This window comes from Nonomuraea fuscirosea (assembly GCF_003001935.1).
In the GTDB taxonomy this organism is placed as follows: domain Bacteria; phylum Actinomycetota; class Actinomycetes; order Streptosporangiales; family Streptosporangiaceae; genus Nonomuraea; species Nonomuraea fuscirosea.
In genome coordinates, this window is the sequence record NZ_PVNG01000008.1 from 319,413 (window position 1) to 334,605 (window position 15,193).

17 protein-coding genes and 3 tRNA genes are annotated in these 15,193 nt (G+C 68.5%); 8 read left to right on the forward strand and 12 right to left on the reverse strand.

Annotated elements, in window-relative coordinates; translation table 11 throughout:
* Positions 1 to 88: 88 nt before the first annotated feature.
* Entirely contained in the window at positions 89 to 439 is a 351-nt protein-coding gene (locus tag B0I32_RS20685) for a metallopeptidase family protein (RefSeq protein ID WP_393274861.1), read from the reverse strand.
* Between the two features lie 105 nt (positions 440 to 544).
* On the opposite strand from B0I32_RS20685, the gene B0I32_RS20690 reads away from it, so the two are divergent.
* From B0I32_RS20690 to B0I32_RS20705, 4 genes are all read left to right on the forward strand, one after another.
* The gene (locus tag B0I32_RS20690) at positions 545 to 2,044 is read left to right on the forward strand and encodes a metallophosphoesterase family protein (RefSeq protein WP_342751757.1); all 1,500 of its coding nucleotides are present in this window, start codon (positions 545 to 547) and stop codon (positions 2,042 to 2,044) included.
* A tRNA-Glu gene (locus B0I32_RS20695) sits at positions 2,045 to 2,117 on the forward strand.
* Between the two features lie 100 nt (positions 2,118 to 2,217).
* A tRNA-Asp gene (locus B0I32_RS20700) sits at positions 2,218 to 2,292 on the forward strand.
* A 5-nt stretch (positions 2,293 to 2,297) separates the two neighbouring features.
* Positions 2,298 to 2,371 (forward strand) — tRNA-Phe (locus B0I32_RS20705).
* Between the two features lie 390 nt (positions 2,372 to 2,761).
* On the opposite strand, the gene B0I32_RS20710 is transcribed toward B0I32_RS20705, so the two are convergent.
* From B0I32_RS20710 to B0I32_RS20720, 3 genes are read right to left on the reverse strand one after another with little or no spacing between them, the layout of a single operon-like run.
* Positions 2,762 to 3,163 carry a carboxymuconolactone decarboxylase family protein gene (locus tag B0I32_RS20710; protein ID WP_106241709.1) on the reverse strand — a complete coding sequence of 134 codons (402 nt, stop codon included), beginning with the start codon at positions 3,161 to 3,163 and terminating at the stop codon, positions 2,762 to 2,764.
* 16 nt (positions 3,164 to 3,179) lie between these two features.
* A complete protein-coding gene (locus B0I32_RS20715; RefSeq protein WP_106241711.1) occupies positions 3,180 to 4,202 on the reverse strand; it encodes an aldo/keto reductase in 1,023 nt (340 codons plus the stop codon).
* A 15-nt stretch (positions 4,203 to 4,217) separates the two neighbouring features.
* Complete coding sequence (locus B0I32_RS20720; RefSeq protein WP_106241713.1) at positions 4,218 to 5,654, reverse strand: aldehyde dehydrogenase; 1,437 nt, start codon at positions 5,652 to 5,654, stop codon at positions 4,218 to 4,220.
* Between the two features lie 127 nt (positions 5,655 to 5,781).
* Between B0I32_RS20720 and B0I32_RS20725 the strand changes: the two genes are divergently transcribed.
* Positions 5,782 to 6,444 carry a TetR/AcrR family transcriptional regulator gene (locus B0I32_RS20725; RefSeq protein ID WP_181307598.1) on the forward strand — a complete coding sequence of 221 codons (663 nt, stop codon included), beginning with the start codon at positions 5,782 to 5,784 and terminating at the stop codon, positions 6,442 to 6,444.
* A 419-nt stretch (positions 6,445 to 6,863) separates the two neighbouring features.
* Here the strand turns inward: B0I32_RS20725 and B0I32_RS20730 are convergent, their stop codons facing one another.
* Entirely contained in the window at positions 6,864 to 7,490 is a 627-nt protein-coding gene (locus B0I32_RS20730) for a hypothetical protein (protein WP_146178248.1), read from the reverse strand.
* Between the two features lie 361 nt (positions 7,491 to 7,851).
* Here B0I32_RS20730 and B0I32_RS56570 point away from each other — a divergent pair, with 361 nt between their 5' ends.
* Together B0I32_RS56570 and B0I32_RS56575 are read left to right on the forward strand one after the other, a co-directional pair.
* Positions 7,852 to 8,145: a hypothetical protein gene (locus B0I32_RS56570; RefSeq protein ID WP_181307600.1), complete on the forward strand. Its 294-nt coding sequence runs from the start codon at positions 7,852 to 7,854 to the stop codon at positions 8,143 to 8,145.
* Positions 8,146 to 8,676: 531 nt separating this feature from the next.
* Positions 8,677 to 9,105: a hypothetical protein gene (locus B0I32_RS56575; protein WP_146178250.1), complete on the forward strand. Its 429-nt coding sequence runs from the start codon at positions 8,677 to 8,679 to the stop codon at positions 9,103 to 9,105.
* Between the two features lie 259 nt (positions 9,106 to 9,364).
* Here the strand turns inward: B0I32_RS56575 and B0I32_RS20745 are convergent, their stop codons facing one another.
* The 3 genes from B0I32_RS20745 to B0I32_RS20755 form a co-directional block, all read right to left on the reverse strand.
* Positions 9,365 to 10,030, reverse strand: a complete 666-nt coding sequence (locus B0I32_RS20745) for a DUF6000 family protein (protein ID WP_181307602.1) — start codon at positions 10,028 to 10,030, stop codon at positions 9,365 to 9,367.
* A gap of 7 nt (positions 10,031 to 10,037) precedes the next feature.
* Positions 10,038 to 10,331: a DUF3885 domain-containing protein gene (locus tag B0I32_RS56580; RefSeq protein WP_146178251.1), complete on the reverse strand. Its 294-nt coding sequence runs from the start codon at positions 10,329 to 10,331 to the stop codon at positions 10,038 to 10,040.
* A 679-nt stretch (positions 10,332 to 11,010) separates the two neighbouring features.
* Positions 11,011 to 11,949: an SDR family NAD(P)-dependent oxidoreductase gene (locus B0I32_RS20755; protein ID WP_106241727.1), complete on the reverse strand. Its 939-nt coding sequence runs from the start codon at positions 11,947 to 11,949 to the stop codon at positions 11,011 to 11,013.
* A gap of 92 nt (positions 11,950 to 12,041) precedes the next feature.
* Between B0I32_RS20755 and B0I32_RS20760 the strand changes: the two genes are divergently transcribed.
* Entirely contained in the window at positions 12,042 to 12,614 is a 573-nt protein-coding gene (locus tag B0I32_RS20760) for a TetR/AcrR family transcriptional regulator (RefSeq protein ID WP_106241730.1), read from the forward strand.
* A gap of 32 nt (positions 12,615 to 12,646) precedes the next feature.
* Here B0I32_RS20760 and B0I32_RS20765 read toward each other — a convergent pair whose 3' ends face one another.
* The 4 genes from B0I32_RS20765 to B0I32_RS20780 form a co-directional block, all read right to left on the reverse strand.
* Complete coding sequence (locus B0I32_RS20765) at positions 12,647 to 13,279, reverse strand: response regulator (RefSeq protein WP_106241733.1); 633 nt, start codon at positions 13,277 to 13,279, stop codon at positions 12,647 to 12,649.
* Between the two features lie 3 nt (positions 13,280 to 13,282).
* Positions 13,283 to 14,434 (reverse strand): sensor histidine kinase, encoded by a 1,152-nt coding sequence (locus B0I32_RS20770; protein WP_219911915.1) that lies wholly within the window; start codon positions 14,432 to 14,434, stop codon positions 13,283 to 13,285.
* 135 nt (positions 14,435 to 14,569) lie between these two features.
* Entirely contained in the window at positions 14,570 to 14,971 is a 402-nt protein-coding gene (locus B0I32_RS20775) for a PIN domain nuclease (RefSeq protein ID WP_106241740.1), read from the reverse strand.
* A complete protein-coding gene (locus B0I32_RS20780; protein ID WP_106241743.1) occupies positions 14,968 to 15,192 on the reverse strand; it encodes a type II toxin-antitoxin system VapB family antitoxin in 225 nt (74 codons plus the stop codon). The genes B0I32_RS20775 and B0I32_RS20780 overlap by 4 nt, the downstream gene beginning before the upstream one ends.
* Position 15,193: the final 1 nt, after the last annotated feature.

Sequence of the window (15,193 nt, forward strand, 5' to 3'; positions counted from 1 at the left end):
TACCTGACGCAGGGTGCTCGCTATGTCACCTAAGGTGCCCGAACACAGGGTCGGCCGCAACCCAAAGCAGCCAACCAAAAGCAAAGGGTTACCAGCCCAATTCGTGAAGCCGGGCGTCGTCGATGCCGAAGTGATGCCCGACCTCATGCACGACCGTGATGCGGACCTCGTCGATCACGTCCTCTTCGGTGGCACATATTTGGCATATCGGATTGCGGTAGATCTCGATCCGGTCGGGCAGGACAGCCGAGTACCAGTCGCCACGTTCGGTGAGGGGGATACCGGTGTACAGGCCGAGCAGGTGGGGCTCCGGCGGGTCATCGACGACCGTGACGACGACGTTGCTCATGGCGCGCGTGAGGTCCGGAGGGATCGTGTCCAATGCCTCGGCCACGAGTTCCTCGAATCTCTCCCGCGAAACCTCGATCACACTTGCCATTCTGCCCCGCCGGTGGGGTAAGCAAGAATCTGTATGAAGTTCGCGCACAGGGCAAAGGCAGTCATTCGCTCACGAGGGGCGTCACGGGCGGCGAGGATCGCCGCCGTGCTCCTCGTGGCCGCCGTGGGCGCCTGGCTCGGCATCTTCCTCAGCGGCACCGTACGTACGCAGGTGGGTCCGGTGGAGACCGGAATGTCGCTGCGGCCGGCCTGGGGCGGCGAGACGGTCGTCGACGCCAGCCCGCTCGGCACCCTCACCTTCCGCACCCATGATGCGCCATTGCGGCTGCGCATCACGCTCGAGAACATCGACCAGGAGCGTGCCAAATCGCTCCTGGAGGACCCGCGCCTGGCCGACCGCCTGCCCGGCGTGATCGAGGACGACCTTCTCGACGGCGTGCGCGCCCTCGTCATCCGCTCGCTGCTCTGTGCCGGGGCCGGAGCCCTGCTCGCCGTGCTGATGGTCTTCAGACGTCCGAAAGTGGCGCTGATGGGCCTTCTGGCGGCTTCTGTGGCCCTGGCCGCCACCGGAGCCCTCGCCGCGCTCACGTTCCGCCCGAACTCGCTCGTCGAGCCGCGCTACTCGGGCCTGATCGCCGCCGCGCCCTCGCTCGTGGGCAGCGCGGAGTCGATCGTCAGCAAGTTCGAGTCGTACCGGTCACAGCTCACCAAACTCGTCACGAACGTCTCCAAGCTCTACGACACCGTCTCGAACCTGCCCCTGTACGACGCCAACCCCAAGACCATCCGCGTCCTGCACGTCTCCGACATCCACATCAACCCCATCGCCTGGAACGTCATCCGCTCGCTCAAGGACCAGTTCGCCGTGGACCTGATCGTCGACACGGGCGACATCTCCGACCACGGCACCAAGGCGGAGAACAAGTTCGTCGACGAGATCGGCACGCTGAAGGTCCCGTACGTGTTCGTCCGCGGCAACCACGACTCGATGACGACCCAGAAGGCCGTCGAGAGGCAGAAGAACGCCATCGTCCTCGACGACCAGACCAGGAAGGTGGCGGGCCTGACCATCTACGGCCTCGGGGACCCCCGCTTCACCCCCGACAAATCGGTCAACGTCGCCGGCGACCCGCAGGCGCTGGCCCGCTTCGGCCGCTCCCATGTGCCCAAGGTCAAGAAGGCGGACGTGATCGCCGTACACGACGGGGAGGTCGGCAAGGGCTTCTCGGGCGCGGCCCCCATGATCCTGGCCGGACACACCCACGAACGCCGGACGAACATGTTCCCGACCGGCACCCGCATGCTCATCCAGGGCTCGACCGGCGGAGCCGGCCTGCGCGCGCTCGAACACGCCCAGCCGACCCCCGTACAGGCGTCCGTCCTGTACTTCGACAAGGAGACCAAACGGCTGCAGGCATGGGACGACATCACCCTCGGCGGGCTCGGGGAGCAGTCGGTCTACATCCAACGTCACGTGGAGCCCGACCCACAACGTATGATTTCCCCAGAGCCAACGACCGCCCCGTCGCCAACGGGATCGATCACTGGCGCCCGGTCACCGGCCGCGGGCCCGCCGCTTTGGCATCAGGGGCGATCGTCCCCTATGCTTCAGAGGTCTCCGACGGAAGGCGACAGGGAATCCTGAGCCCCCATCGTCTAGCGGCCTAGGACACCGCCCTTTCAAGGCGGCGGCACGGGTTCGAATCCCGTTGGGGGCACTGCGAGCGCCTGGCGCACCCGCAAAACGGATGGTCTAAGGCCACCGAAGAGCTGGTAAGCTAAGCGAGCGCAAACAGCAAGAAACGCAACACCACGCAAGGTCCTGTAGAGCAGTTTGGAGTGCTCGCCACCCTGTCAAGGTGGAGGTCGCGGGTTCAAGTCCCGTCAGGACCGCTCTGGGTCAGGTAGCTCAGTTGGTACGAGCGTCCGCCTGAAAAGCGGAAGGTCGGCAGTTCGACCCTGCCCCTGACCACAAGCATTGAACAGCAAGAATGCCCCGAACGACTTGTCGTTCGGGGCTTTTGGTTTTCGCTGACAGCAACAGTGACAGCAACGTGGGAAGCACCTGAGGGCTTTCACCTGAAGGGCCGAGGTACGCGCCCACGCTTACCCGCCTGGTTGGAGATCGACTTGTGGCAGGCGCTGAGCCAGCGGAGGCGGCGTGTCTCCAAGTGCGGTTCACAAGCCGAGCTGACCAATGCGACCAGCTTCAAGATCACAGGACAGGCCGTCAGCTGATGTTGGGTAAGTGGCTGCACCCTGGACCAAGATCGGACCTGCTCACGCAGAGCCGAACTGGCCCGGGTGTTCGCCCGTTGCTCTACTTGTAGAGCGTGATCATGAGGCGCCCCCGTCAACGGGCTCACCCTCCGCAGGCCTCCTGGAAGACCTCACGGGCGACGCGATAGCTGTCGAACGCCCGGGCCGCGCCCGCGTACGCCTCGATGTGCACGAACGCCTCCACGATCTCCTCCGGGGTGACGCCGTTGTTGAGCGCGATGCGCAGCTGCCCGCGCAGCGGTTCGAGCGTGCCCAGGGTCGCGGCGATCGTCACGGAGACGAGGGCGCGGGTGCGGGTGTCGAGGACGTCGGTACGCGGCCACGCGTCGCCGAAGGTGTGCCGGGTGGCCAGGCGCATGAAGTCGGCGGCGTTGGCGGGCTCGCCGGGGCCGGGTTCCAGGAACGGCTCCAGTCTCCTGCCGAGCAGGCGCGCGGCGGTGTCGAGCGCTGCCTCGTAGCCGGGTTCGCGCAGGGTGTCGGTCATGGTGATGCCTTCCGGATCAGTGCTGGGGACGCGCGCTGAGCTCGCCGTACTGCCCGCCGCGTACCCGCGCGGGGTCGAACAGGCCCGACAGGTGGGCGACGTCGTCCGCGCTCAGCGGCACGGCGGTGGCGGCGGCGTTCTGGCGCGCGTACTCCGCCCGTTTCGTGCCGGGGATGGGCGCGATGTCGTACGGCTGGGCGAGCAGCCAGGCCAGGGCGACCTGGCCCGGGGCGTGTCCCCGCTCGTCGGCGAACGCCTTCAGCCCCTCGACGAGGCGGAGGTTGTCCGCGAAGTTCTCCATCTGGAACTTGGGCAGGGTCGAGCGGAAGTCGTCACTGGTGAACGCGGTCTCGCGGGTGAAGCGCCCGGCGAGCGCGGCCCGCCCTAGGGGGCTGTACGGGACGAAGGTGATGCCCAGCTCGCGGCAGGCGGGCAGCACCTCCTGCTCCACCTCGCGGGCCCAGAGCGAGTATTCGCTCTGGAGGGCCGAGATCGGCGCCACGGCGGACGCCCGGTGCAGGATGTCCGGACCGACCGCGCTGAGCCCGATCGCGCGCACCTTGCCCGCGGTCACCAGCTCGGCCATCGCGCCGACGGTGTCCTCGATCGGCACGGTGGTGTCGTGGCGGTGGACGTAGTAGAGGTCGATGTGGTCGACGCCGAGGCGGCGCAGGCTGGCCTCGCAGGCGGCGGTCACGTACTCCGGGCGGCCGTCGTAGACCACCCCGCCCTCCTCCAAGGGCCGCGCTCCGAACTTGGTCGCCAGGACCACCCGGTCGCGCAGGCCGCGCACGGCGCGGCCGAGCAGTTCCTCGTTGTGGCCGAAGCCCTTCTGGGACTGGCCGGTGGCCGCGCCGGCGGCGCCGTAGATGTCGGAGGTGTCGAAGAAGTCGATGCCGGCCTCGACGGCGGCGTGGATCGTGGCGACGGACTCCGCCTCGTCGGCGTCGCCGTAGAACTGGGACATCCCCATGCAGCCCAGGCCGATCGGCCGGACGGAGATGTCGGTGTGTCCAAGGGTGACACGGGCTTCCCGCATGATGGTTCCTCCTCGTCAGGCTGCGATGGTCTTGTACTCGACGTACTGGGCGAGGCCGGCGACGCCGAACTCGCGGCCGATGCCGCTGCTCTTGTAGCCGCCGAAGGCGCCGTCGAAGGTCGGCGCGGCGCCGTTGACGGTCATCCACCCGGTACGGACCCTGCGGGCGACCTCGATGCCGTGCTCGCGGTCGGCGGCCCAGACGCCGCCGCCGAGGCCGTACTCGGAGTCGTTGGCGATGCGGACCGCGTCGTCCTCGTCGTCGAACGGGATGACGACCAGGACCGGGCCGAAGATCTCCTCACGGGCGATCCGCATGCCGCTGTCGACGTCGGCGAACAGCGTCGGGCGGACGTAGTACCCGCCCTCCAGCCCGTCAGGGGTCTCGAGTCCGCCGGTCACCATCCGGGCGCCTTCGGCGATGCCGAGCTCGATGTAGGAGCGCACCCGCTCCAGTTGGTCGGCGCGGACCATGGGCCCGATGAAGGTCTCGGGGTCGGAGGGGTCGCCGACCCGGACGTCCTCCATCATGGCGGCCAGCGCCGCGACGACCTCCTCGTAGCGGCTGCGCGGGGCGAGGATGCGGGTGTGGGCCACGCAGTTCTCGGCGTTGTTGCCCAGCGACAGGGCCCTAAGGCCTGCCACGACCGCCGTCAGGTCGGCGTCCTCAAGGATGATCGAGGCAGACTTGCCGCCCAGCTCCAGGCTGACCCGCTTGAGCTGCTCCCCGGCGACGGAGGCGATGCGCCGGCCGGCCGCGGTGGAGCCGGTGAAGGCGATCTTGTCGACGCCGGGGTGGGCGACCAGGTACTCGCTGGTCTCGCGGCCCGCGGGCAGGATGCTCACCACGCCTTCGGGCAGCCCGGCCGCGTCGAAGACCTCGGCGAGCGCCAGGGCGTCCAGCGCCGTCTCCGGGGAGGCCTTCAGGACGACCGTGCAGCCGGCTAGCAGCGCGGGAACCAGCTTGACCAGGGCCGACTGATGTGGAGCGTTCCACGGGATCACCGCCGCCACCACGCCGACGGGTTCCCGGCGCAGCAGCGTCGTGGCGTCGCCGACGGCGCCCACCTCCTCCTCCCAGCCGAGAGCGGCGGCGGCGCGCACGTACGCCTCCGTCATCTCCGGGAGGGACTGCAGGTGCGTCCAGCGGGTGAACCACAGCGGCGAGCCGTTCTCGGCGGTGACCAGGGCCGCGAACTCCTCGGCGCGGACCGCGTAGAGCTTGGAGAACCGCTCCACGACGGCGCTCCGTTCCTGCGGGCTCATCCGGGGCCAGGGGCCTTCGTCGAACGCCCGGCGGGCGGCGGCGACCGCGCGGTCGACGTCGGCGGGGGCGGCGTGCGGCGCGGTCCCGACCAGCGAGCGGTCGTGCGGGGAACGCACCTCCAGGACGTCCGCGGTGGCCGGGGCGACCCACTGGCCGCCGACGTACAGGTTCGGGTAAGTGATCACGGAAAGGCTCCTCATATGCGTGTCCATTGGACCTTTATGACTATAGCGGTCCAGTGGACACGTATCAAATGTCCGATGGACCGCTAATGTGGGAGCTGCCATGATCCGCGGTGCGCGAGGAGGTTCGATGGACGAGGTGGAGGCGCCGTCCTTCCAGCGGGCCAGGCGGCCCGAGCACCGGGAGCTCCGCAAGCAGGAGATCCTGGACGCCGCCGAGGCACTGCTGGCCGAGATGCCCGCCGACGAGATCAGCCTCCGGGAGCTGGGGCGCCGGCTCGGGGTGTCCAAGACGCATGTGGTGCGCTATTTCGAGAGCCGGGAGGGCGTCTTCCTAGGGCTGCTCGCCAGGCTCCGGCTGGCCTGGCTCGACGCGCTGGCGGATGAGTGGCCGGCCGCGCCGTGCGAGCCCGGCCAGGTGATGCGGGCCTGGGCCGATTCGCTCGCCGCCCGGCCGGTCCTGTGCCAGCTGTGGAGCCTGCTGCCGACCGTCCTGGAGCGGAACGTCTCCGCCGGCACCGTGCGCGCCTACAAGTTCATCGACCTGGAGCACCGCACCCGGCTGGCGGGGCTGGTCAGGGAGCGGGTGCCGGCCCTCGGCGCGGGTGACGCTCTCACGCTGACGGAGTACGCCGTCGTCGCGCTGGTGGGCCTGTGGTCGTTCAGCAACCCGACCCCGACCATCGTCGAGGCCACGTCCGACCCCCGGCTCGCGGGCTCCCGGGTGGACTTCGCCACCATGTACGGCGAGATCCTGCAGACCACCCTCGCCGGGCTGCTCGCCCGCGCATGAGCCGCCCGCGGTTCAGCGGACGGCCGGACGTACTCGGCGTGCGCCGGTCGTGGTCGGGGCGATCGACGCGAAGTTCCTCCCTCGTGGGGAACCGGCACTGGGTGGCCATGCCGATCAGCCGGCTTGCGGCCCCTGAAACGAGGCGAACCCCGCCGCCTGCTCATCGGACAACAACTCGACCGGCACCGTGAATCTCCATGGGGTCTACGGCAAGACCCTCGAAGAGTCCCGGGCCCTCCCGCCACCCCGAGGCGGTGGTCGCGGGTCGAGAACCTGATCGCCGGCAACGGCGGTCAGGCCCTCGATCGTTCGGCCGTCATGGGGCCGTCCCTGGGGCGCCGACGGATTCAGGGTCTCGTGGGTGCGGCGTCAGCAGGGCCGGGTGACGGCGGTGGATGGACGTACCTGTGCCCGCGGGATCAGCAGGAGAGGGTGTAAGTCGCGGACCCGCCGCTCATCACGAGCGGCGAGTTCGCGTAGCCGGCCTTCGTGAATTGCGCGGCCCCCAGGGACTGGTAAGTGGCGCTTCCTCCCGGGCACGCGACGGATCTGGAGTTCCCCACTTGCGAGACGTTACTCCCCGTCGTGATCTGCCAGGGCAGTCCGGTGCCGTTGACGACGAAGGTCATGGCGAGGTCGATCGTGTCGACGAGGGCGTCGCACTGCGCGGAGGCGGTGGCGACCACCTGGGCGCCGACCACGGTCGGGTTGGAGATGCCCCCACCGCAGGTGATGATGGCCGGCAGAGCCTGCCCGCTCGTCGGCACCGCGGCGGCCGTCCGGACGAGAGTCACGGTGTACGAGCGGTTGTAGCCCTTCCAGGGGGTGTTCTGGTTCTCGGTGGTGAAATGCGTGGACGGGGTACGGTCCGCGTCGGCCGGGCTGGTGGTGAAAGCGGCGATCAGGGCGCAGTTCATGGCCACCAGGGCAGCCAAGCGCATGGCGCGCGTTCGGAAATGCATGGTGATCCCTTCGCGTGAGTGGGTTCTTTTTGCCGGACTGTTTCTGAATGGGATCCGGTCAGGAGCGCGCGGTCGATCGAGCATGCCGGGATGTGCGAGAGTAAGCGACTTCAAGAGTCGCTGCTCTATTTACTCCTGACCTCGTGCGCAGTCACAAGAAACGGCTTACGACGAAGCCTGTAAGGGTGTCATCAAATCCGGCTGCTGAGGCCAAGGATAACTCAGAAATGCGCCGGGAAGAATGCGCTGTACCTGGCTGGTTCCGGCCGGATCGAACGGTCACGAAAGAAGGCGCAGCTCATCAGGGTCGGCCACTAGTTTGGCACGGTTCCGAGATTGGTGCAGGCCAGGGCCGGATTCATTGATCACAGGCCATAACCTGTGATGTGGAAATTCCGTATCATCGGAGTAAGTTGTTATCAGTAACTGAAGATCACGTTACGTGATGGCGGCATGGTCCGGTCATGCTCGTGATGAAGCAGGACGAGCGCTGCCAGGAGGATTTTCCGATGCGCCAGGGATCGAGGCTGACCCGGCGCAGAGCTTTGAAGGTGACCGTGAGCAGAGCACGCTGCCGCAAATGAGTCAACCTTCGAACCGGTGCTGGATGACTTGCGAAAAAAGCCCATCGACTCTGGTGGGCGCCATGGAAGCGACTACACTCATCCGCGCCCAAGAAGCTCTCAGTAGTGAGCAATACGAAGAGCAGATCCTCGCGCAGATCCAGGGCTTGTCCTAACCGCAGGTGCCTCGAATGAGCGTCCCGAATGGCTTGGCCTGTTCGGGACGCTCCATCGTCTGCCGGATGTTCAGGCGACAGCACCGCTGACAGCAACGTCCCCGCACGTAGACTCACCGTGATCGGCCCCGCGCCCACCGCGCCGGGGCGCATGGTCAAGGCGTTTCCGGCTCGAAGCGCGGGGAGATTGCACGCCGACTTCGAGGCTGATGTCGCGGCGGCCCGTGTGGCGATCGACGACGAGATGAGGGGCACGTGGCCCGGCGCCTGATCATGGACACGGGTGCGCTCATCGCCGCCGAGCGAGGCAACGCATCCGTGGGCGCCGTGCTCGAAGACGCCGGCTGCGGCCACTGCGAGAACGGTGATCACGAGCACGGCCGTGACGGATGGCGTCCAGCACGCGAGGAACCGCCGGCCCGGGTAATGCGCTGGACGGGATCAAAAGCGAATTTAAAGCGACGCACTCTACCGTGACTATAGGAACAAGGGGACATCAGCCAGAACCGCATCACGGGGAGAATTCAGCTCATGAATCTGTCAAGGTCGACTGCTGTCGCACTGGCGGCTATCGCGATGACCGGGCCGCTTCTGTCGACGGCGGGGCCGGCGGCGGCCCGGTCGGCGAGTGCATGGAACTGCACCAGCCTCAGCGGTTCCAGCGATTCGACTTCGGACAAGGGGGGCAGAGACGTATGGGCCGAGTGCCATAAGGGCAATGAATGGGTGCGGGCGTATTTCCGGGCCTACAAAGAGACCCTGGAGCTCGAAGACCACCACGGCAGCGACCCCAACAGCGTGGTGGCCTACCTGACCGTGGCAGGCGTGGGGACGGCGAGGTTCGAAGGCGCGGGTCTCCGGGACCGGAGTTACGACGAAGGCAAGGCCGTCTCCGTGAAAGTGTGCACCTCCGATTCATCGACGAAGGTCTGCCACACGCAGGGCGGGGGAAGGACCTGACCGGAGTGATGAGTGGCCGGCCATAGACGGGGTTCTCGGCTGGTGAAACGTTAGGGGATTGGCGCGCGTCGCGCTTTCAGCGCGTATTCGAAATGCTCGCCATTCTTGTTTTTCGGCTTTGCCGGAGAGCGTGGCAGTACGTTTTCCGGAAGTCTTGGGAGAGTGCGTCGAAATCACGCCGGGGTTGGTGCGAACTTCGGGGCGGCTGGGCACGGCTCGTCAGCACCGCTGAGGGCCGACTGAGAAGCTCGTACGCCGGCTAACCCCGGACGTGATCCATGAAACGCCGTCGTCGCGGTAGCCACTGCTTGGTTCGGCCGGACACGCAAGCGTCAGCGAAGGCGCAGAGCTCGTCCATGTACAGTTTCTGCTCGGCGGGATCCCCGTCACGCATGGGGGACCGGGCCCAAGGGCCGTCAGGAACAAGGAAGCGAGCGGCGTGGTCGGTGCCGCGCTGGTCGTCGAGGTGGAGAAGCGCGCCCATCGCATCGGTCTGGTGGTGATCGTGGTCCGGCCGCGCGAAGTAGCGGTCCAAGTAGGCCGACAGGATCGCCGCGTCTTCATCCTCGCCGAATCGGGCCAGGGCGAAGCAGTATCCGTCCGCCGCGTAGGAGCCCTGGCTTTCCATGAGCATCCCGCCGAGCTGGTCACGGAAACGGATGCGCCGGTCCATGCCGATCAACCATGCCGCGGTCAATCCTGACCGCCACTCTAAGTCCAGCAGCAGCTTGAGATCGTGGTCGGTGATCCGCCGCGCGTCCCTCGCCAGGGACCTGCCGAAGCGCACCACCTGCCGATCCGACAACAGTCCTATGAACCCGCTGCTCAGCAACGTCAGGTACCGGCGTACCGGTCCTCTGCCCTTGGCGACGTAGCGGCGGGCCAGGAGCATTTGTCTGAGGTCGGGTGAGAGCGGCAGGCGCATGAGTCCATCATCTCGGCGTCGTACGGGCCTGCCCATACTTAACCCGTTCGGCGTTCGAAGGTGCGGTGAGATCAGCTGCCGGATGGGTGTTTGGAGAGCCAGTCGGCGTGGGGTTGGTGAAGCCTTCGTCCATGACGTACGTGACCGTGGTGACGTACACCTCTTGGCCGGCGAACAGTTCGGTCAGGACGGTGTTGTAGCGGTGGAGCACCGTACCGATGGGTGGGCAGTCCGGGAATTCGGATCGCCACAGAGCCGAGAGTTCGGGCAGGGCCGAACCGGGTAATTCGTGCGAGGGCATGCGGCTCAGAGTAGGGCCCAGGAGTCTGTGCGGCGATCTTGTTTTCGGTGGAGCGGCAGGCTTGTCGATCGGCGGGGGCCGGTTGAGGCGGCGGCGATGGCACTGTGCGCTCGTATGATCATCGGGCTGAAGGCGCTGCGGCAGGATGAGATGGGGTGATCTTGGGTCGGTGGTGTGTCTCCTTGCTTGCGGCGGTGGTCGTCGTGCTCTGCGGCTCGGGGTTGCGAAGGGCTGTGGGAGGTGATCGCTCGTGAGGGTTTATGCAAGGAACGAGCGGATTATGAGAACGCGCTGGTCCGTGAGGCGCTGAGTCCGGTTCTGTCCCAGATGGGGATGGGCGGGCCCATGGAAGATCAGGATGACTGTGATTCGTCGTCCTACGGGTCGTATGTCTCTGTCCATGTGGCGAATGCGGAGCCGGAGGATGTCGTGGCCGCCTTCGTGCGGGCGGGGTGGAGTGGCGGGCCGGTCTCTGAGCGCAGTCGGGACTGTGTCGCGTGGTGCCGGGCGTATGAACTGAGCAAGAAGGTCGGCGGGGAGCGGGTTGTCGGCGTGAGCCTTGAGAGGTCGACGGACGTGGACATTTGGGTCTCCGCGGCTGATGACTGCTGGGATGCCGATGGGTACCGGTGTCCTGCGTGACTGCTCGCTAGGCGCGCCGGGAACGCCGTACTGAGTTTCAGGAGAAGGGGTCGAGGCCGGTGAGGGCTGTGCTGGCGGTCCATATGCGGGCCGCCAGGTCGGCGTCTGCCAGGTTGCCGCGGACGGGTTCGAGGACGGGCAGGCCGCGGATGCCGAACATGCGGGGGCCCCAGAGCTGGCCGCCCCGTACCGCAGGGTCGAGGACGGCGCGGACGGCGGGCCAGGCGGCGGACTGTTTGCCCTGAAGGAGGAGGCCGGCGGGCAGGGCGCGCAGTCGTTCGGCGGTGGTGCGGTGGTGGACCCCGGGGCGCGCCGGAGTGAGGGAGTCGAGCGCGCCTCCCGGATGGGTCACCACGCTCAGCGTGGTGCCGCCGGCGGGGCGCAGGCGACGGTCGAGTTCGAAACCGAAGAGCATCTGCGCGAGCTTGGAGCGCGCGTACGTGCGCTTCGGGCGGTAGTCGCGCGTGCTCTGCAGGTCGTCCAGATCGAGGGTCTCGGACTTCGCCGTGAAGCTGCCGGTGGTGACGACGCGGCCGGCGGGCGTGGCCGCGAGCAGGGGTGCCAGCCGGGAGATCAGCGCGAAGTGGCCGAGGTGGTTGGTGGCGAACATCAGCTCGTGGCCGTCCGGGGTCTCGCGCCGGGGCGGGCGGTCGAGCAGCACCCCGGCGTTGCAGACGACCGCGTCGAGCCGGTCCAGGCGCAGGGCCCGCACCGAGGTGCTGAGGGAGGAGAGGTCGGCGAGGTCGAGGCGGACGTGCTGGACGCGCGCGCCGCGGACCCGGGCCCGGATCGAGGCCCGCGCGGCCTCGGCCTTCGCGGGGTCGCGGCTGCCCAGGACGACGGTGGCGCCGGTGCCGGCCAACTGTTCCGCGACGAAGTAGCCGATGCCTCCGTTGCCGCCGGTGATGAGGAAGTTCTTGCCGTCGGCGGCGGGAAGACGTCGTACGTCCCAGGGATGGGTGGAGCGAAAGGACATGGTCGATTCCTCGTCGGAAGATAGGTGGAATGACTCTGAAACTATAGTCACTTCAGAATCAGAGTTGTTTCAAGTTCGCTAGGATGAGGCGCATGGCGACGGGGCGCCGCGAGCGCAAGAAGGCACAGACCCGGCAGGCGTTGTCCGACGCCGCGCTGCGGTTGTTCGGCGAACGTGGCTACGACGGCGTCACCGTGGCGCAGATCGCCGAGGAGGCGGACGTCTCGATCGCCACCCTGTTCGCGCACGTCCCGGACGGCAAAGAGGCGCTGATCTTCGACGACGGCGCCGAACGGCACGTCTGGCTGGCCGCCGCCGTCCGCGAGCGGCCCAGCGGGCAGTCCGTGCTGGAGGCGCTGCGCCGCTGTCTGGCCGGCAGCGGGCCCTTCGCCGGCGATCTCCCGCCCGGCCAGCGCCGCAAGCGCGACCTGATCGTCAGTACGCCCGCGCTGCGGGAATACTCGCGCAAGCTCTGGATCGCCGGCGCGGCGGCGCTGGCCGAGACCATCGCCGCCGAGAGCGGCCGCGACCCCTCCGACATGACGGTTCGCGCGCTCGCCCGCTATGTGCTGGAGATCCCCGAGCTCGCCGGCGCGGAGCCGGACCCGCTCGCCGCCATGAACGCCGTCTTCGACCTGCTCGAATCGGGCTGGCCCACGACGTGACGGACGCCCGCATTTCGGCTGGCGCGGGCGGTTCAGCGCCGGCGGTCGAGGAGGCCCAGGTCGTACGCCGCCGCGACGGCCGCCGCCCGGTCGTTGACCGCGAGCTTGCCGTACACGTGCAGCAGGTGCGTCTTCACGGTCGCCTCCGTGATGAACAGTCTGCCGGCCACCTCCCGATTGGTCGCCCCCCGCGCGATGAGCCGCAGCACCTCCAGCTCGCGCGGGCTCAGCGTGCGCGGCTCCGGCTCGCGGGCCTTGCGGGTGAGGATGCCGGCCACTGTGGGGGACAGGACGGTCTCGCCCCGGGCCGCCGCGTGCACCGCGCGGCGCAGTTCGTCCCGTGGCGTGTCCTTGAGCAGGTAGCCGGTCGCGCCCTCCGCGATGGCGGGCAGCACGTCGGCGTCGTCGTCGAAGGTGGTCAGGACGAGGACGTGGACGCCGGGCTGCTGCTCGCGCAGGCGGCGGATGACCTCGGCGCCGCTCATCCCCGGCATGCGCAGGTCGAGGAGCACCACGTCGGGGGCGGTGCGGAGGGCGACCGCCAGCGCCTCGGGGCCGTCGGCCGCCTCGCCGACGACCTCGAAGTCGTCCGTGTCGAGGATGCCGCGCAGCCCGTCGCGGACGATGGGGTGGTCGTCGACGATGATCAGACGGATGATCGGCATGGCTCACGGCCTCGGGTCGGCGGGGATGGCGGGTACGGTGGCGGAGATCCCCGTGCCCTGGCCGGGGGCGGTTTCGAGCTCGAACGTGCCCGCCAGCCGGGTCACGCGCTGGCGCATGCCGACCAGGCCGAAGCCGTCCGACGCGCCCGGGGTGAAGCCGGCCCCGTCGTCGCGTACGTCCAGAGCCACCACGTCCTCCATGTACGACAGCGTCAGGCCGACCCGCCCGGCCGAGGCGTGCTTGGCCACGTTGGCCAGCGCCTCCTGCGCCACCCGCAGCAGCGTGCTCTCCACCTCCCCGTGCAGGGGAAGCGGCTCGCCGGTGACGGCCACGGAGGCGGGCACCCCGGACACCCGTGACCATCGCTCGGCGATGCCGGACAGCGCCGCGCCGAGCTGGGCCTCCTCCAGCGGCGCCGGGCGCAGCGCCTGCACCGAGCGGCGGGCCTCGGTCAGGCTCTCCTTGGCCAGCGCGCGTACCGTCTCCAGCCGCTCGCGCGCCTCCGGCACGTCGCCGAGCGCCTCCAGCTGGGTGAGGATGGCGGTCAGGCTCTGGGCGATGGTGTCGTGGATCTCCCTGGCCATCCGCTGCCGTTCACCGAGCACTCCCGCCTCGCGGGCCTGGGTGAGCAGCCGGGCCTGGAGGCTCGCGTTCTCCTCGGCGAGGGCGGCCAGCCGGGCGCCGTTCTCCTTCAGCCGCCGGTTCTGGTCGCTGATCGTGTGGAAGACCAGCCCGGTCATGGACGCGATCAGCACCCCGACGACGGCGGAGGTCACCAGCTCGGCCGGCGTACGGCCTGCCATGGGACGGGCGGCGACCAGGACGCCCACCGTCACCGCCACCCCGCCGTACGCCCACAGTCCGGGCAGCAGGGCGAAGCACTGCAGGAACGTGCCCACGCCGGTCACCGTGAACACCGTGTCGATCCTGACCAGCGCCGCGACGACGGCCAGCAGCACGGCGAAGTAGCCGGCCAGTGCCCAGGGGCGGGCGAGCCGGTCGGGGTGCGCGGTGACGAGCAGCCAGTGCCACGCCGCCGCGAACAACGCCAGCGCCAGCACCTCGGGCCGCCACTCGCGCAGGAGGGAGAACAGCGCGGGCAGCAGGATGAGCGCGTACGGCAGCGCGGCCTGGACCCGGTCCCACCGCCTCACCACCGGAGCCTCATGATCTCCAGCGTAACCGGGGGAGCCGGGACGGCCACAGGGGTCGAAGTGCGTCACAGGTCGAGCGTCGTCGGCGGGCGGTGCTCCGGGCATCCACCGATCGGCTGACCTGCCCGCCGCCGGTCAGCCGATCCGGCGCACGGGCTGCCCGGTCAGGCGGGCGACGGTGTCGAAGTCGCCGTCCGCGTGCAGGACGGTGAGTTTGTGGTGCTGAGCCGTCACAGCGATCAGCAGATCGACTGGGGAAGCGCATTGGTGCCAGCCTCTTACGGCGAGGTCGTGCTGCAGCTCACTCGCCTCGTGCCAGGCCGAATCGGGGATCACGTAGTACGGGTACGTCTGCTGCAGCAGGCTGTCGGCCTCGTAGAAAGCGGCCCGCCCTCCGACGGAGCGGAGGTATTCCTGCCGGACCAGCTCGCAGATGCCCACAAGCCCCGCGCAGATGGTCTCGTCCCACTCCGCACCGGTTTGGCCACGGTAGAAACGGACGAGTGCGCTGGTGTCGATGAGATAGAGCTCGCTCACGCTACGTCACGACGGGTGCCGCCGTCCTTGTCTATGATGGACAGGTCGATCTCGCCCTCTGCCACCATGGCACGCATGCGGGCCACGGCCTCCGCTCGACTGCGCCGGTCGACGATCTCGCGCAGGGCCGCGTTGACCGTGTCCTTCTTGGTGGAGGTGCCGAGAACGCGTGCGGCCTCGGCAAGGGCCTCTTCGTCGAGGTCGATCAGGGTTTTCGCCATG